13 protein-coding genes are annotated in these 14,116 nt (G+C 67.2%); 4 read left to right on the top strand and 9 right to left on the bottom strand.

Translation table 11 applies throughout. The features are described from left to right. Positions 1 to 8 precede the first annotated feature (8 nt). The 6 genes from AC1DEZ_RS12400 to AC1DEZ_RS12375 all read right to left on the bottom strand — a co-directional run bounded on the left by AC1DEZ_RS12400 (position 9) and on the right by AC1DEZ_RS12375 (position 6,870). Positions 9 to 1,598: an ABC transporter substrate-binding protein gene (locus AC1DEZ_RS12400; RefSeq protein WP_476779768.1), complete on the bottom strand. Its 1,590-nt coding sequence runs from the start codon at positions 1,596 to 1,598 to the stop codon at positions 9 to 11. Positions 1,599 to 1,654: 56 nt separating this feature from the next. Next, a complete protein-coding gene (locus AC1DEZ_RS12395) occupies positions 1,655 to 3,163 on the bottom strand; it encodes a serine hydrolase domain-containing protein (protein ID WP_441509467.1) in 1,509 nt (502 codons plus the stop codon). Between the two features lie 11 nt (positions 3,164 to 3,174). Beyond that, positions 3,175 to 4,332: an amidohydrolase gene (locus tag AC1DEZ_RS12390; protein ID WP_441509468.1), complete on the bottom strand. Its 1,158-nt coding sequence runs from the start codon at positions 4,330 to 4,332 to the stop codon at positions 3,175 to 3,177. Positions 4,333 to 4,460: 128 nt separating this feature from the next. After that, entirely contained in the window at positions 4,461 to 4,676 is a 216-nt protein-coding gene (locus tag AC1DEZ_RS12385) for a hypothetical protein (RefSeq protein WP_441509469.1), read from the bottom strand. Between the two features lie 93 nt (positions 4,677 to 4,769). Next, complete coding sequence (locus tag AC1DEZ_RS12380; protein ID WP_441509470.1) at positions 4,770 to 5,510, bottom strand: M48 family metallopeptidase; 741 nt, start codon at positions 5,508 to 5,510, stop codon at positions 4,770 to 4,772. Between the two features lie 58 nt (positions 5,511 to 5,568). Further along, the gene (locus AC1DEZ_RS12375; RefSeq protein WP_441510098.1) at positions 5,569 to 6,870 is read right to left on the bottom strand and encodes a polyhydroxyalkanoate depolymerase; all 1,302 of its coding nucleotides are present in this window, start codon (positions 6,868 to 6,870) and stop codon (positions 5,569 to 5,571) included. A gap of 184 nt (positions 6,871 to 7,054) precedes the next feature. Between AC1DEZ_RS12375 and AC1DEZ_RS12370 the strand changes: the two genes are divergently transcribed. Continuing rightward, complete coding sequence (locus tag AC1DEZ_RS12370; protein WP_441509471.1) at positions 7,055 to 8,407, top strand: ActS/PrrB/RegB family redox-sensitive histidine kinase; 1,353 nt, start codon at positions 7,055 to 7,057, stop codon at positions 8,405 to 8,407. A gap of 89 nt (positions 8,408 to 8,496) precedes the next feature. Beyond that, the gene (locus AC1DEZ_RS12365) at positions 8,497 to 9,060 is read left to right on the top strand and encodes an ActR/PrrA/RegA family redox response regulator transcription factor (RefSeq protein WP_441509472.1); all 564 of its coding nucleotides are present in this window, start codon (positions 8,497 to 8,499) and stop codon (positions 9,058 to 9,060) included. A 76-nt stretch (positions 9,061 to 9,136) separates the two neighbouring features. Here AC1DEZ_RS12365 and AC1DEZ_RS12360 read toward each other — a convergent pair whose 3' ends face one another. Continuing rightward, on the bottom strand, positions 9,137 to 10,315 hold the full coding sequence (locus AC1DEZ_RS12360; protein WP_441509473.1) for an MFS transporter: 1,179 nt from the start codon (positions 10,313 to 10,315) through the stop codon (positions 9,137 to 9,139). A gap of 98 nt (positions 10,316 to 10,413) precedes the next feature. Here AC1DEZ_RS12360 and AC1DEZ_RS12355 point away from each other — a divergent pair, with 98 nt between their 5' ends. Then, complete coding sequence (locus AC1DEZ_RS12355) at positions 10,414 to 11,379, top strand: LysR family transcriptional regulator (RefSeq protein WP_441509474.1); 966 nt, start codon at positions 10,414 to 10,416, stop codon at positions 11,377 to 11,379. Here AC1DEZ_RS12355 and AC1DEZ_RS12350 read toward each other — a convergent pair. Both AC1DEZ_RS12350 and AC1DEZ_RS12345 read right to left on the bottom strand, forming a co-directional pair. Continuing rightward, complete coding sequence (locus AC1DEZ_RS12350) at positions 11,371 to 11,838, bottom strand: MmcB family DNA repair protein (RefSeq protein ID WP_441509475.1); 468 nt, start codon at positions 11,836 to 11,838, stop codon at positions 11,371 to 11,373. The genes AC1DEZ_RS12355 and AC1DEZ_RS12350 overlap by 9 nt on opposite strands. Positions 11,839 to 11,888: 50 nt before the next feature. Next, positions 11,889 to 12,947, bottom strand: a complete 1,059-nt coding sequence (locus tag AC1DEZ_RS12345) for a LacI family DNA-binding transcriptional regulator (RefSeq protein ID WP_441509476.1) — start codon at positions 12,945 to 12,947, stop codon at positions 11,889 to 11,891. A gap of 119 nt (positions 12,948 to 13,066) precedes the next feature. On the opposite strand from AC1DEZ_RS12345, the gene AC1DEZ_RS12340 reads away from it, so the two are divergent. Then, entirely contained in the window at positions 13,067 to 14,083 is a 1,017-nt protein-coding gene (locus tag AC1DEZ_RS12340; protein WP_441509477.1) for a TRAP transporter substrate-binding protein, read from the top strand. The last annotated feature ends 33 nt before the right edge of the window (positions 14,084 to 14,116 follow it).

Genomic DNA, 14,116 nt, shown 5'->3' with positions numbered 1-14,116 from the left:
CCCCGGCGCTATTTCTTCTCGATGTTCCAGAACAGCATGACCGGCGCCGCCAGCACGCCGGCGACATTCGTGCGGCGGGCATAGGGCTGATCGAACTGGCCGAGCACGCGATAGGGCTGCACCTCGGCAAGACGCTTGTGCAGCGCTTCGAGCGCGATCTTGCGGCTGGCGTCATCGGGCGCATCGACGAAGGCGCCGCGCAGCTTCTCGGCTTCAGCATCGCAAGGCCAGCCCGCCCAGGCGCGCTCGCAGGCCATGTTGGTGCCGATATTGGTCAAGGGCGACTGCATCGTCGCGCCAGAGGCATAGGTGACGAAGAGGTTCCAGCCACCCTGATCCGGCGGGTTCTTGTTCTGCTGGCGCGTGGTGACGGCACCCCAATCCGCGAACTGCACGTCGACATTGAAGCCGACTTCCTTCAGCGAGGCGGCCGCAACCTCGGCCATGCGGCCGATCGGCGCGATGTCGTTGCTGGTCGAGAGAACCAGCTTCTCGCCCTTGTACCCGCTTTCCTTGAGCAGTTGCCGCGCCTTCGCGAGATCGGGCTTGGCATAGCCCTCGGCACCGGCTTCGGTGCCGTTCGGGCTGCCGCAGACGAAATAGGCGTTGCAGCGCTTCCACCATTCCTCATCGCCGAAGCCGGCGGCGAGGAAATCGGCTTGATCAGTGGCATAGGCCAGAGCGAGCCGCGCCTTCGGATTGTCGAAGGGCGGGTAGAGATGGTTCGGCCGCAGCATCACCTGATTGGCGAGGTTGGAATAGCGCTCGACCTTGATCTGCTTGTTGGTGGCGATCGTCGGGATCAGATCCTGGCTCGGCTGCTCCCAGATGTCGATCTCTCCGGTCTGGAGCGCCGCGGCGGCGGTGGCGGCATCGGGCATGATCAGCCATTCGACGCGGTCGACCTTGACGACACGGCCACCTGCGAGGCCGTCGGCAGGCTCGGAGCGGGGCACATAGTCGGGATTGCGGTCGTAGACGATCTTCGAGCCGCTGCGCCATTCCTCGCGGTTGAACTTGAACGGGCCGGAGCCAATCGTCTCGGTGAYCGGCTTCATCGGATCGCTCTTGGCRTCSSYCTCGCGCATGATSACCGGGATCTGGCCSACSGCCGAGCCGAGSGCGAACGGCACCAGCGCCAGCGGGCGCTTGAGCTTCAACTTGAAGGTCCTGTCGTCGACCGCCTCCATGCCTTCGGTGTACTCGCCGAGCTTGCCGCCGATGGTGTCGCGCTTCATCCAGCGGGCGAGCGAAGCGATGACGTCCTTGGTGGTCACCGGCTGGCCGTCATGAAATTTGAGGCCGGGGCGCAGCGTAAAGCTCCAGCTCAGCTTGTCCGGCGCGGTCTCGAAGCTCTCGACCATCTGCGGCTTCGGCTGGAGGTTCGAATCCCAGGCGAACAGCGTCTCGTAGATCATCAGCCCGTGCATCCGGGTGATGACGATCGAGGCTGCGACCGGGTCGAGCGTCTTGAGATCGGCATGCGGCGCGACACGCAGCACGCGGTTCGCGGCGGGCTGCGCCTGCGCTGCCGCCGGCAAGGGCAGCAGCGCAGATGCCGTCAAAAGCAGCGCGGCAGCGAAACGGGGCAGTTGCATCGGGACGTCCTCCTCAATCGTCATCGACCCAGCTGCATCGCCCACGCGGAGCGGTGTCAGCCGACGCGTTTCAGTTGCAAAATCCTTGCCCTGTGCCCGGCGACCTGCAAGCCGCCGGCGCCATCGAGCCAGAGGCAGGGCCGCGAACGCCAGGGGCCGTGCAGCAGATCGGCCAGCGCGCGGCCGTTCGGCAGCGGCGTCAGCCGTGAGACCGTGCCGCCTGAGGGCCAAGGCATCAGCGCGGTGCCGTCGGCGCGCACCTCGATCTCGGTGCCGAAATGCGGATCGCGCCAGTGGCCTACGAGCCGGGCATCGAGTGCCGTATCGGCGGGGACGCGCCGCAGCGAACGCTGCACGCCGCCGATTGGGCCGGACAGGCGGTCAGCCCCCTCCTGCCGGAGACGGATATCAAGATAGGCCGGCAGGCTGCGCAGCCCGTCGGCCCCGTCCTTCACAAGGCGCTCATAGCCGCCCATGAAGCTGATCGAATCCGGCGTGAGTTCCGCCCAGAACGGACCTTCTTCGGCGGCGAAGAGGCCGGCGGGCGCGTCGGCCGGCACGGGCAGTTCCTGCCCGAGCAGCGCCGCCAGCACCGTCATGGCCGGCCAGAGCGCTTCTTCCTCGCGATTGGTCAGCACGACCACGCCGGCGCCATAGGCCGGCGCCATCAGAAAGTGGTTGCGATAGCCCGTGAGCGAGCCGCCATGGCCGACGATCCCGATCTCGCCGAGGCGGCTGCAAACAAGCCCCAGCCGATAGACGCTCTCGCTGCCATCGGCGAAATGGCGCGGTATCGTCAGGCGTTCGAGCATGCCGGCAAGCGGTCCGCGCCCCGCCAGCAAGGCGGAGGCCCAGCCGGCAAGATCGGCAGCGGAGCCGGCGATGCCGCCCGAGGCGGAGAAGTGAAAGCCGTAATGACCGCGCCGCCAGCTTTCGCCATCACGCCAATAGCCCGTGGCAAGGCCCGGCACGATCTCCGCGCTGTCATAGGGCAGCCGGAAGGCGAGGCCGAGTTCGCCCGACAGCTCCGCGACGATGTCGGCGTAGGGCCTGCCCGTGACCCGCTCCAGAATGCGCTGGCCGAGCCGCCAGCCGGTGTTGGAATAGGCCATCTCCGTGCCTGGCTCTGCGCTCAGCGACGGGAAGCGGCAGGCGAGCGCGAAGACTTCGTCGGCGCTCAGCGTCGCCGTGAAGGGCACGCCCTGCTGCCAGAAGACCTCCATCATGTCCGGCAGGCCGGCGGTCATGTCGAGGGCGCGGCCGAGCTCTACTTCTGCGAGCGGCGCCGACAATTCGGTCAACCAGCGACCGAGCGGGGCATCGAACGGCACACCTGCGCGCAGCAACGCGATCGCCAGCACATGCTTGCTGATCGAGGCGAAGCGGTTCGGCGTCTGCGGCGTGAAGGGCAGCTGATAGTCGATGCTGGCGAGACCGCCGGCAAAGGCCTCGCGCACGCCGTCGCGATCGAACAGCACGACGGCGCCGCCGGGACCGGCCTCGCGCTGCCAGCTAGCGACAATTTCGTTCGCGCACGCAGCGGCGCGCATCCAGTCCAAAGCCATCCGGCTTGTCCTCAGGCTCGCGGGGCTTCGCCGACTAGATTGCGCAGCGCCCGCATGAAGACGCGCGCTCCGGTGTCGATCGCATCGTCCGGGAAGTCGTAATCGGGGTTGTGCAGATGGGCGGTATCGCCCGAGCCGAGCAGGAACATCGCCGACTTGGCCTTGCGGCCGAACAGGCCGAAATCCTCCGAACCGCGGGACGGCTTGGTCGGGCCGTGCGGCACCTTCTCCTCGTCCATCGCCCGGCGCAGCATCGCGACCGCCTCGGGCTCGTTCTCGCAGTGGTGGAAGATGTCGTGATAGCTCATCTCGGCGTCGAGGCTGCCGGCGGCTGCGACCTCGCGCACCAGCGCCTCGGCCTTCGCGCAGAGCGCGCCCATCTGCGCGTCGTTGACGGTGCGAAGCGTCACCCAAAGCTCGCCACGGCCGGGCGCGATGCCGAAGGCCGGCTCGCCGATCCCGGCATGCGTCACGGTGACGAGCGTGAAATTCGCGTCGAGTTCGCCGCCCGGGCCGAGCGCCGTCAGCTCGGGGATGAGGCGGGCGATGGCGGGAGCCGGCGAGCGGCCGTGCTCCGGTGTCGAGGCATGCGAAGTCTCGCCGTTGAGCACGATCCTGAGGCCGCGCGAGGCGCAGTTGGCGGCGCCTTCCGAGATGCGGGCATGGCCGACCGGGACACCCGGGCGATTATGCAGGGAGAAAGCGTAGTCCGGCGCGATCTCGGGGAATTTCGGGTCGGCGATCACGGCGGCGGCGCCGGCTCCGGTCTCTTCCGCCGGCTGGAACAGCAGGATGGCGCGGCCGCGCTTGGGCGGATTGCGGTGAAGCCCGCGTGCCAGCCCTGCGAGGATGGTCATGTGACCGTCATGGCCGCAGAGATGGCCCTTGCCGGGAATTTCGGAGCGGTGGTCGCTGGTCGAGAGCTCCTCGATCGGCAGCGCATCGAGCTCGGCGCGGATCAGCACGGTCGGGCCGGGCTCGGCGCCCTCATAGATCGCGGCGACGCCGTGGCCGCCGAGTTCGGTGACGATGCGGTCGGGCCGGGTCGGCTCCAGAAACGCGACGATGGTGGCAGCGGTCTCGCGTTCCTCGCCCGAGATCTCGGGCCTGCGATGCAGCCGATGCCTGAGATCGACGAGATCGACCATATCGCTGTTGGTCAGGAACACGGATGAGCCTCCCAGGCTGTGGCCGGCGCGTGTGCCGGCTCTTTCCCGGAGAGGTTCGACAATTCATCCGCTTCGGCAACCCGCGTCGTCGCCGGGGGCGGCATGCGCGAGCGCGATGCCGGCCAGAATCAATTGCCGAGCTCGGCCTCGACCTCTGCGTCGAAGGCCTGCGCCAGCATGGCGCGACAAGCCTCGGCCTGCGCGCGGGCGGCGTCGAGCGCGATGTGCGGCATGATTTCCGCGAGATCGCGGAGCGCAAAATCGACAGCCGAAAGCAGACCGAGCACGGGCTCGGGCGCGGCTGGTGGCTGTTGCGGGCGACGGAACGCGATGACCTGACCCATAGGCATACTCACACTGAAGGCGAATCGGCGAACAGTGTGCGGGCCCAAGCTTCAGAAAGTGGTTAACGGCAAAATTGCGGCAGAGAGACCGCGTCAACCATAACCGTGCAGGCTCGCGCCGTGGCGCTTCAGCCAGGCCTCCGCCTCCTCGGTATGCGGGCAGAGCTTGTGGGTCAGCGCCCAGAAACGATGCGAGTGGTTCATCTCCCTGAGATGCGCCACCTCATGGGCCGCGAGATAGTCGAGCACCGAGGCCGGCGCGAGAATCAGCCGCCAGGAGAAGTTCAGATGCCCCTGCGAGGAGCACGAACCCCAGCGGCTCGTGGTGTCGCGGATGGTGATCTTGCGGGCAGGGATGCCGAGCGCAGCGGTGTGGCGCCGCACCGCCTTCTCCAGATCCTCGAGCGCGAGCCGCCTGAGGAAATCCTTGACCCGGCGCGCGACATGGGCCGCCTCGCCCGCGACCGCGATGATAGGGGCGCCGTCCTTGTCCTGCGTCGCCTGCGTCAGCCCGCGGGCCTTCGACCAGTGGACGATCCGATGGGGCACGCCGCGCAGCGGCACAACCTGCCCCGGCTCGAACGGCACCGCCAACGGGCGCTTCGCGACACGCGCGGCGATCCAGCCACCATGATTCTCGGCAAAGGTACGCCCCGCAGCGAAGTCGACCCGCTCGGGCAGGGTCAGGGTGATCTCTCCAGTCGCTTGCGAGACGCGCAGCGTCATCCGCCGCGCATTGGCGCGCCGCTTGATCGATACGGGATAAAGCGTGCCGGCATGCCCGACCTCAATCCGGTCGGGGTCCGGCTGGCGCCTGAACAGGGAGATGCGCATCGCCTACGATTGTGCGGGATTCGCGAGCGATGGGAAAGAGCGGGGCTGCTGCGCCCCGTCAGCCGACGACCTTCAGAGCCTTGCGCTGCTCGTCCGCGCTCTCGCTGCGACGGCTCTTGGCCGCCTCCATGTCGAGGCTGACCATGAAATCGGAGATGCGGGGCTGGATCTCGGAGCGGAAGCGCGAGCCATTGAAAACGCCGTAATGACCCACCTTCGGCTGGAGATAATGGACGCGCTTGTCGGCGGGGATGTTGGCGCAGAGATCATGCGCCGCCTGGGTCTGTCCGACGCCGGAGATGTCGTCGTTCTCGCCCTCGACCGTCATCAGCGCGACGCGGCGGATAGCCTTGAGGTCGACAGGCTTGTCGCGATGCATCATCTCGCCCTTGGGCAAGGCGTGTTTGACGAAGACGGTGTCGACGGTCTGGAGGTAGAACTCCGCCGTCAGGTCCATCACGGCGAGATATTCGTCGTAGAACTCGCGGTGCTTCTCGGCCGAATCGCCGTCCCCGCCGACGAGATGCTTGAACATGTCGTAATGGGCGGTGACGTGGCGGTCCATGTTCATCGCCATGAAGCCCGAGAGCTGCATGAAGCCCGGATAGACCTGCCGGAACGCTCCCATATGCGGGAAGGGAACGACGGTGATGCAGTTGCGGCGGAACCAGTCCGTGCCGCGCTCCATCGCGAGCTGGTTCACGGCGGTCGGCGAGCAACGGGTATCGATCGGCCCGCCCATCAGCGTCATCGAGCGCGGAGCGCAGGGATCGCTCTCGGCCTCCATGCGGGCGATCGCGGCAATGACCGGCACGGAAGGCTGGCAGATTGCCATGACATGGGTGTCCGGCCCCAGCGTCTGCAGCATGGCGATGACGTAATCGATATAATCGTCGAGATCGAAGCGGCCCTCCGTCAGCGGCACCAGCCGCGCGTCGGTCCAGTCGGTGATGTACACCTCATGGCCGGGCAGGAAGGCCTCGACCGTGCCGCGGAGCAGCGTGGCGTAATGGCCCGACATCGGCGCCACCATCAGCACCTTCGGCTGCGGCTTGCGCCGGCCCGCGATCTTCCGGTCGAAATAGACGAGCTTGCCGAAGGGGCGTTCCCAGACGACCCGCTCCTCGACCGAGACCTTGACGCCGTTGATCGTCGTCTCGTCGAGACCGAAGGCCGGCTTGCCATAGCGACGCGTGGCGCGCTCGAACAATTCGCAGGAGGCCGCGACCGTACGCCCGAAAGGCGTATAGGTCAGCGGATTGGCCGGGTTCTTGAAGGCGAGGTGCATGGCGTCGGAGACCCCGCGCACCGGGCTCACCATCATGTGAACCGCTTCGTAGGCATGATAGGCAAACGACATTGTGTCCCCGTACATGCGATCGCGTGTCCTTCTGGCGACGCAGCAAGGAATGATGCGCCGCAATAACGCAGCTTACGTTGATTTTGTTCTCATTCAACCCAGCTAAAGGCTAAGATTCTCCTGCCATGTGGATGAAACCGTCATTCCCGCTCTCGGCGGGAGCCGCGCAGGAGGCCGATCAGCGGTGAGTGCCTCGGACCTCTCGCCACCTCTTCTCGCCCGCACGGGCCGCCATCTGCGGCTCGACACGCTGGTCAGGCTGCGCTGGCTCGCCATCGCCGGCCAAAGCGCGGCCGTCGCCGGCGTGCATTTCGGCCTCGGTTTCCCCCTGCCCTTCGGCTGGTGCTTCACGATCATCGCCGTTTCGGCCGGGCTCAATATCGCGCTGCGGGTCCGCTTTCCGCTCAGCCATCGGCTGCAGGATGGCTCGGCGACAGCGCTGCTCGGGTTCGACATCGCCCAGCTTGCGGCCCTGCTCTTCATGACCGGCGGGCTGCAGAACCCGTTCGCGATCCTGTTCCTGGCGCCAGTGATGATCTCGGCGACGGCGCTGCCGCCGGAACGCACCCTGCTGCTCGGCCTGCTGGCGATCGTCCTGGCGACCCTGCTCAGCCGCTTCCACCTCCCGCTGCCCTGGGCGGGCGAGGAACGGCCCGTGCTGCCGCCCTTCTATCAACTCGGCAACTGGGTCGCGCTCGTGCTCGGCCTCGCCTTCACCGGCATCTATGCCTGGCGAGTCGCCAAGGAGGCGCGCGATCTCTCCGACGCGCTCGCGGCGACCGAGCTCGTGCTGGCGCGCGAGCAGCACCTGTCCCAACTCGACGGGCTCGCCGCAGCAGCAGCCCATGAGCTCGGCACCCCGCTGGGCACCATCGCGCTGGTTGCCCGCGAACTCACCCGCCTCGCCCCGCCGGATGGCGAGATGGCCGAGGACATCGCACTGCTGCGCGAGCAGGTCGAACGCTGCCGCGGCATTCTCGGCAAGCTCTCCAGCCTGCAGGACGACGATGCCGGCCCGCTGGACCAGCTGACGCTCAGGCTGCTGATCGAGGAAGCGGCCGGGCCGCAGCGGCCCTTCGGCGTGCCCTTCGAGATCAGCATGACCGGCGACAAGCCGGAACCGGTCTGCCGGCGCAACCCCGGCATGATCTACGGACTCGGCAACATCGTCGACAATGCGGTCGATTTCGCACGCTCCACCGTCGCCATCACGGCCGAATGGACGCAAAGCCGCGTCGTGCTGACGATCGCCGACGACGGCCCGGGCTTCCCGCCGGATGTGCTGATGCGGGCGGGCGAGCCTTATCTGTCGCGGGGCTCGGCAGAGAACCGTGCCGGCGGCGGGCTCGGGCTCGGCCTCTTCATCGCCAAGACGCTGCTCGAACGCGGCGGCGCGACGCTGGAGTTCTCGAATCGCCCTGCCCCTTCGAGCGGCGCCTCGATCCGCATCGTCTGGCCCCGCGACATTTTTGAAGCGGACCTGCCCGCCATGGGGGGTACCAAGCTGGAAGCATCGGCATTACATGAGCTTAGCTGACCGCAAGCCCGAACGGGCGTGCGGCCGGCGTTTCGAAACCTCACTTCGCGCCACCGCAGCGCGCATGGACAAGCGGTCAGGAGATCAAAATGCAGGACGCGCCGAGCGAGACCGACAGGCCCGAAAACACGGACATGTCGTTGCTGCTGGTCGATGACGACAAACCATTCCTCACCCGCCTCGCCCGCGCCATGGAAGGCCGCGGCTATATCGTTCGCACGGCCGACAGCGTCGCCGCCGGAATCGCGGCGGTCGAGCAGGCCGCACCCGCCTTCGCGGTGATCGATCTGCGTCTCGGTGACGGCAATGGGCTCGACGTGATCGCTCGGCTCAAGGAGCGCCGGCCGGGAGCCCGCGGGGTGGTGCTGACCGGCTATGGCAACATCGCCACCGCTGTCAGCGCCGTGAAACTCGGTGCCTTCGACTTCCTCGCCAAGCCGGCCGATGCCGACGAGATCCATGCCGCACTTGCCGCCGCGCGCGACGCCCGGCCCCAGCCGCCGGAAAACCCGATGTCGGCGGATCGCGTGCGCTGGGAGCATATCCAGCGCGTCTACGAGCTGTGCAGCCGCAATGTCTCGGAGACGGCGCGCCGCCTCGGCATGCACCGGCGCACGCTGCAGCGCATCCTGGCCAAACGCGCTCCACGCTGATTCGACGACCTACAGAAGAAAGCCCGCCGGATGGCATGTCCGGCAGGCTTTCGCTTGTTCGTGAGTTTTCCCTGCCTCAGGTCGCGCAGGCGGGAACGATGCGGGCCGCGCGCCGGTCGAGCGCCACCGCGAAGACGGCGAGGCCGAGCGCGACCAGCGGAACCACCGCCGCGATCGGCGCGATGGCGCCATAGCCCAGTCCCTGCGTGATGACCGCGCCGCCAAGCCAGGCGCCGAAGGCATTGCCGAGGTTGAAGGCGGCGATGTTCAGGCTCGATGCCAGCCCCTGCCCGGCGCCACCGGCCTGCTGCAGCACCCACATCTGCAGCGGCGCGACGGTGGCGAAGGCGGCTGCGCCCAGGGCGAAGGCCGCGATGACGGCGCCGATCCGGCTGTGGAACCCGAAGGTCGAGGCGAACATCACCGCGGTCAGCAGCGCGATGGTTCCGATCAGGGCCGGTGCCAGAGCCCGGTCGGCCCAGCGCCCGCCGAGCAGGTTGCCGATGACGAGCCCGGCGCCGAAGACGAGCAGGATCGGCGAGATCGCCCCCTCGCTGTAACCGGCGAGCTCGACGAGGATCGGCTGGATGAAGGTGAAGACCGCGAAGATGCCGCCGAAGCCCAGCACGGTCATGACAAGGCCGAGCTGGACCTGCGGCCGCGTCAGAACCTTGAACTCCTCGGCAAGCGAGCCGGGGATGACGCGTTCGCGGTCCGCGGGGACGAGCGCGGCAAGGACGACCAAGGCGACAAGGCCGATGGCGGTCACGGCCCAGAAGGTCGAGCGCCAGCCGAAGGCGAGGCCGAGCCAGGAGCCGAAGGGCACGCCGAGCAGCGTCGCAAGTGTGAGCCCGGTGAACATCAGGGCGATGGCCGAAGCCTTGCGTTCCGGCGCGACGAGGCTCGTGGCGACAAGCGAGCCGACGCCGAAGAAGGTGCCGTGCGCCAGCGCGGTGACGATGCGGGCCGACATCAGCCAGGCGAAGCTCGGCGCCAGTGCGGCGGCGAGGTTGCCTAGGGTGAAGATCGCCATCAGCACCAGCAGCGTCGTCTTGCGGGGGAGAGAGCGTGTCGCGATCGTCAGGATGGGCGCGCCGACGAAGACGCCGAGCGCATAGCCGGTCATCAGCAGGCCCGCTAGCGGCACGCTGACGCCGAGATCGTCGGAGACCTGCAGCAGCAGGCCCATGATCACGAATTCGGTGACGCCGATGCCGAAGGCACCGACGGTAAGGGCATAAAGGGCAACGGGCATGGGATGCCTCCGGGAACTTGTTCGGGCCCGGAGATAGCGCCGCGAAGGCTTGTGAATTAGACTACAGCAAAGATCAGCAATTGTGAGTTGAATTCACGATGCCGCGCTCCGAGATCAACCGTTCCGGCGAAATGGAAGTCTTCGCCCGCGTCGTCGAGCTCGGCGGCTTCTCGCCGGCGGCGCGTGCGCTCAGAATGACTCCCTCGGCGGTCAGCAAGCTCGTCGCGCGGCTGGAGGCGCGGCTCGGCGTCCGGCTGATCGTACGCTCGACCCGCAAATTCATGCTGACCGAGGAAGGCACGACATTTCATGAGCGGACGCTTCGCGTACTCGCCGAACTCGACGAGGCGGAGCGGGCGGTCGCGGCCTGCCAGATCCCGCGCGGCCGGCTGCGCGTCAACGCCAATGTCGCGGTCGGCTGGCATTTCCTGCTGCCGCTGGCACCGCGCTTCATGGCGGCCCATCCCGGCGTGCAGCTCGACATCACCATCACCGATCAGGTCATCGACCTGGTGGATGAACGCGCCGACGTCGCGATCCGCGTCGGGCCCATGCGCCCATCGCAACTGATCGCGCGCAAGCTCGGCGAGAGCCCGACGGTCATCGTCGGCGCCCCGTCGTATCTGGCACGGCATTCGGCGCCGTCGTCGCCGGCCGACCTCGCCGCGCACGACCTGATCACCTTCAACTTCGCGCGCCTCCGCGACGAATGGCCGTTCAGAATCGACGGCAAACGGGTCTACCTGCCGATGCATGGCAAAGTGCTGATCGGTGATGGCGAGAGCGCCCGGCGCCTGGCCGTCGCGGGCCAGGGCCTCACCAGGCTGGCGCTATTCCACGTCGCCGCCGACATCGACTCAGGCGCCCTCGTGCCCGTGCTGCAGGAGTTCAACCCCGGCGATGTCGAGGAGATCAACGCCGTCTATGTCGGCCATGGCGGGCGTCTGCCCGCCCGGGTACGCGCCTTCATCGATTTCCTGGTCGCCGAAATCGACCTGCGCCGTTTCGCCAAGCCACTGGAGCCGGCAAAGGCCCAAGCAAAGCGGGAAGCCGTCTCAATCTGAGCCGACCGGGTCCTCGATCAATGCGAGCCGGCCCGAGGCCAGCCGCGCCAGCGCGATGGTCAGCATCTTGCGGCGCGCCGGGCTCAAGGGATGGCGCGGCGGCTCGCGCAGCAGCTCGCCGCCATAGGCATCGGCGACGATCAGACCGACATCGTCGGGCAGGATCTCGCGCGGGAACTCAGGCGCGACCGCGAAGAGGAAGCCGTCGCAATAGTCGCGATAATCCGGCCATTTGCCGTCGACGCGGTAGTCGGCAATGCCGGACTTGACCTCGACGACCCAGAGCTCGCCCGACGGCGACAGGGCGACGATGTCGCCGCGCCGGCCATTGGCGAAGGTCATCTCCTTGACGATGGCATAGCCGCGCTCGCGCAGATGGCGGGCGGCGCCGCGGCAGACCATGCGCGTGATGTCGGGCCGGGCGGGCGATGGGTTGAGAACGGAATCCTGAAGGGACATCCGGTCATGTTCCCTCTTTGTTTCCGAATTTGCAAGCCTCGACCGCCGGTCTAGGGCAGGTTCTCGCGCAGGATGATCTCGATGCTCGGGGCCGCCGTTCCCTCCAGGGCAGGTCGCCCTGCCCGCAGATTGGCGAAGATCGCGATGCAGCTCATCAGCGCCGCATGCGGATGCTGGGTGATGACGGCGTCCATCGTGCCGTCAAGCAGGAGCACGCGAGTCTCGGGCGTCAAGCCATGGCCGACGAAGACGATCTCCTGCTGGCGGCCGACCTCCTTGAGCGCGCGGGCAATGCCCTCCGGCCCGCCGCCGATGTTGTAGATGCCGGCAAGATCCGGGTGCTTGCCCAGCAGGGCCTTGGCCTGGCGATAATTGCGCCCTTCATCGTCCAGCCCTTCGCGCAGCCCGACCACCTCGATTTGGGGAAACATCTCCTCGAAGAGATGGAGGAAGCCCATCTCTCGCTCCTCATGGGCGCGATAGCTCAGGCTGCCGGCGATCATCGCGACCTTGGCCGGGCGCTTGCCGATGAAGCGGGCGACGAGATAACCGGCCGTGCGGCCGGTCGAACGGTTGTCGAGCCCGACATAGGCGGCGCGGCGCGAATTGGCGACGTCGGAGATCAGCGTCACCGTGGGCACGCCGCGCTCGGCCAGCGTGTTGACCGCCTCGCGCACGGCTGGGTGCTCCAGCGCCATGAAGGCGATGCCATCGACATCGCGCCCGATCTGCCGGAGCTGCTGGGCCAGCAGCTCGGGCTTGAAGCTCTCGATGAACTCGACGCGGGCGCGCATATTGAACGAGGCGAGCTGGTCCTGCGCCGCCGCGATATGGCGCCCGAGCATGGCCAGGAAGCGATTGCTGCCGGCCGGCAGGAGGAAGGCGAGCCGCATCGGCGTCAGGGCCTGCGCCGGCAGGCTGGAATCGAGGACGTAACCGAGCTCGCTCGCCGCCTTCAGGACGCGCTGCACGGTCACGGCGCGTACGCCGGGGCGCTGGTTGAGCACCCGGTCGACCGTCGCGGTCGAGGCGCCCGACAGCGCCGCCACATCGGCGATGCGCGCCATCCGGCGGCGTTGCAGCCCGTCTGCAGCCTTCGAATCACTCATGGAGCAGCATCAAAAACCATCAATAATTGAGTTTGACGACCATCATTCCTGCTTTCTACTCTTGAGGCAAGAAGACCTCAAACAAATCAAATCGCATCAGCGATATCGGGAGGACCACCATGACGAACTTCACGCGCCGCACGGTGCTGCGCACGCTGGCCGCCGCCCCCGCCGCCTCGCTCATCGGCATGCCGCACATCGCGCGCGCCGCCGAGATCGAGCTGAAATACGGCAACAACCTGCCGCTCAGCCACCCGCTCAACATCCGCGCCCAGGAAGCGGCCGAGCGCGTGGCGAAGGAGACGAACGGCCGGGTCGAGATCAAGATCTTCCCGAACAACCAGCTCGGCGGCGACACCGACATGCTGAGCCAGGTGCGCAATGGCGGCATCACCTTCTTCACGCCCTCCGCGCTCGTCATCGCGACGCTGGTGCCGGTCGCGGCGATCAACGCGGTCGGCTTCGCCTTCGCCGATTACGATCAGGTCTGGAAGGCGATGGACGGCAAGCTCGGCGCCCATGTCCGTGACGCCATCTCCAAGGTGAACCTCTATGCCTTCGAGAAGATGTGGGACAACGGCTTCCGCCAGATGACCACCTCGGGCAAGGCGATCGAATCGGCCAAGGAAATGGCCGGCCTGAAGATCCGCGTGCCGGTGAGCCCGCTCTCGATCTCGATGTTCAAGGCGCTCGACGCCGCCCCGGCGAGCCTGCAGTTCTCGGAAGTCTATTCGGCGTTGCAGACCAGGGTCGTCGACGCGCAGGAGAACCCGCTGCCGATCATCCAGGTCGCCAAGCTCTACGAGGTGCAGAAGAGCTGCGCCGTCTCCAACCATATCTGGGACGGTTTCTGGTTCATCGCCAACGGACGCGCCTGGCGCGGCCTGTCGGCCGACATCCAGACGATCGTCGCCAATGCGATCAACGATGCCGGCGTCGCCCAGCGCGGCGACATCAAGAAACTCAACGAAACCGTGCAGGCGGACCTGCAATCGAAGGGCCTCGCCTTCAACAAGACCGACCCCGAATCCTTCCGCGCCAAGCTGCGCGATTCCGGCTTCTACAAGGAGTGGCAGGAGCGCTTCGGAGCGGAGGCCTGGAGCCTGCTCGAAGGCGCCGTCGGCAAGCTGGCCTGAGGAATGCGGGCGGGCCTATAAGGCACCCAACGC

Source organism: Allobosea sp. 10L422 (assembly GCF_056395345.1).
The sequence above is the reverse complement of the archived record's forward strand: the minus strand, read 5'-3'. Positions and strand labels throughout refer to the sequence as shown.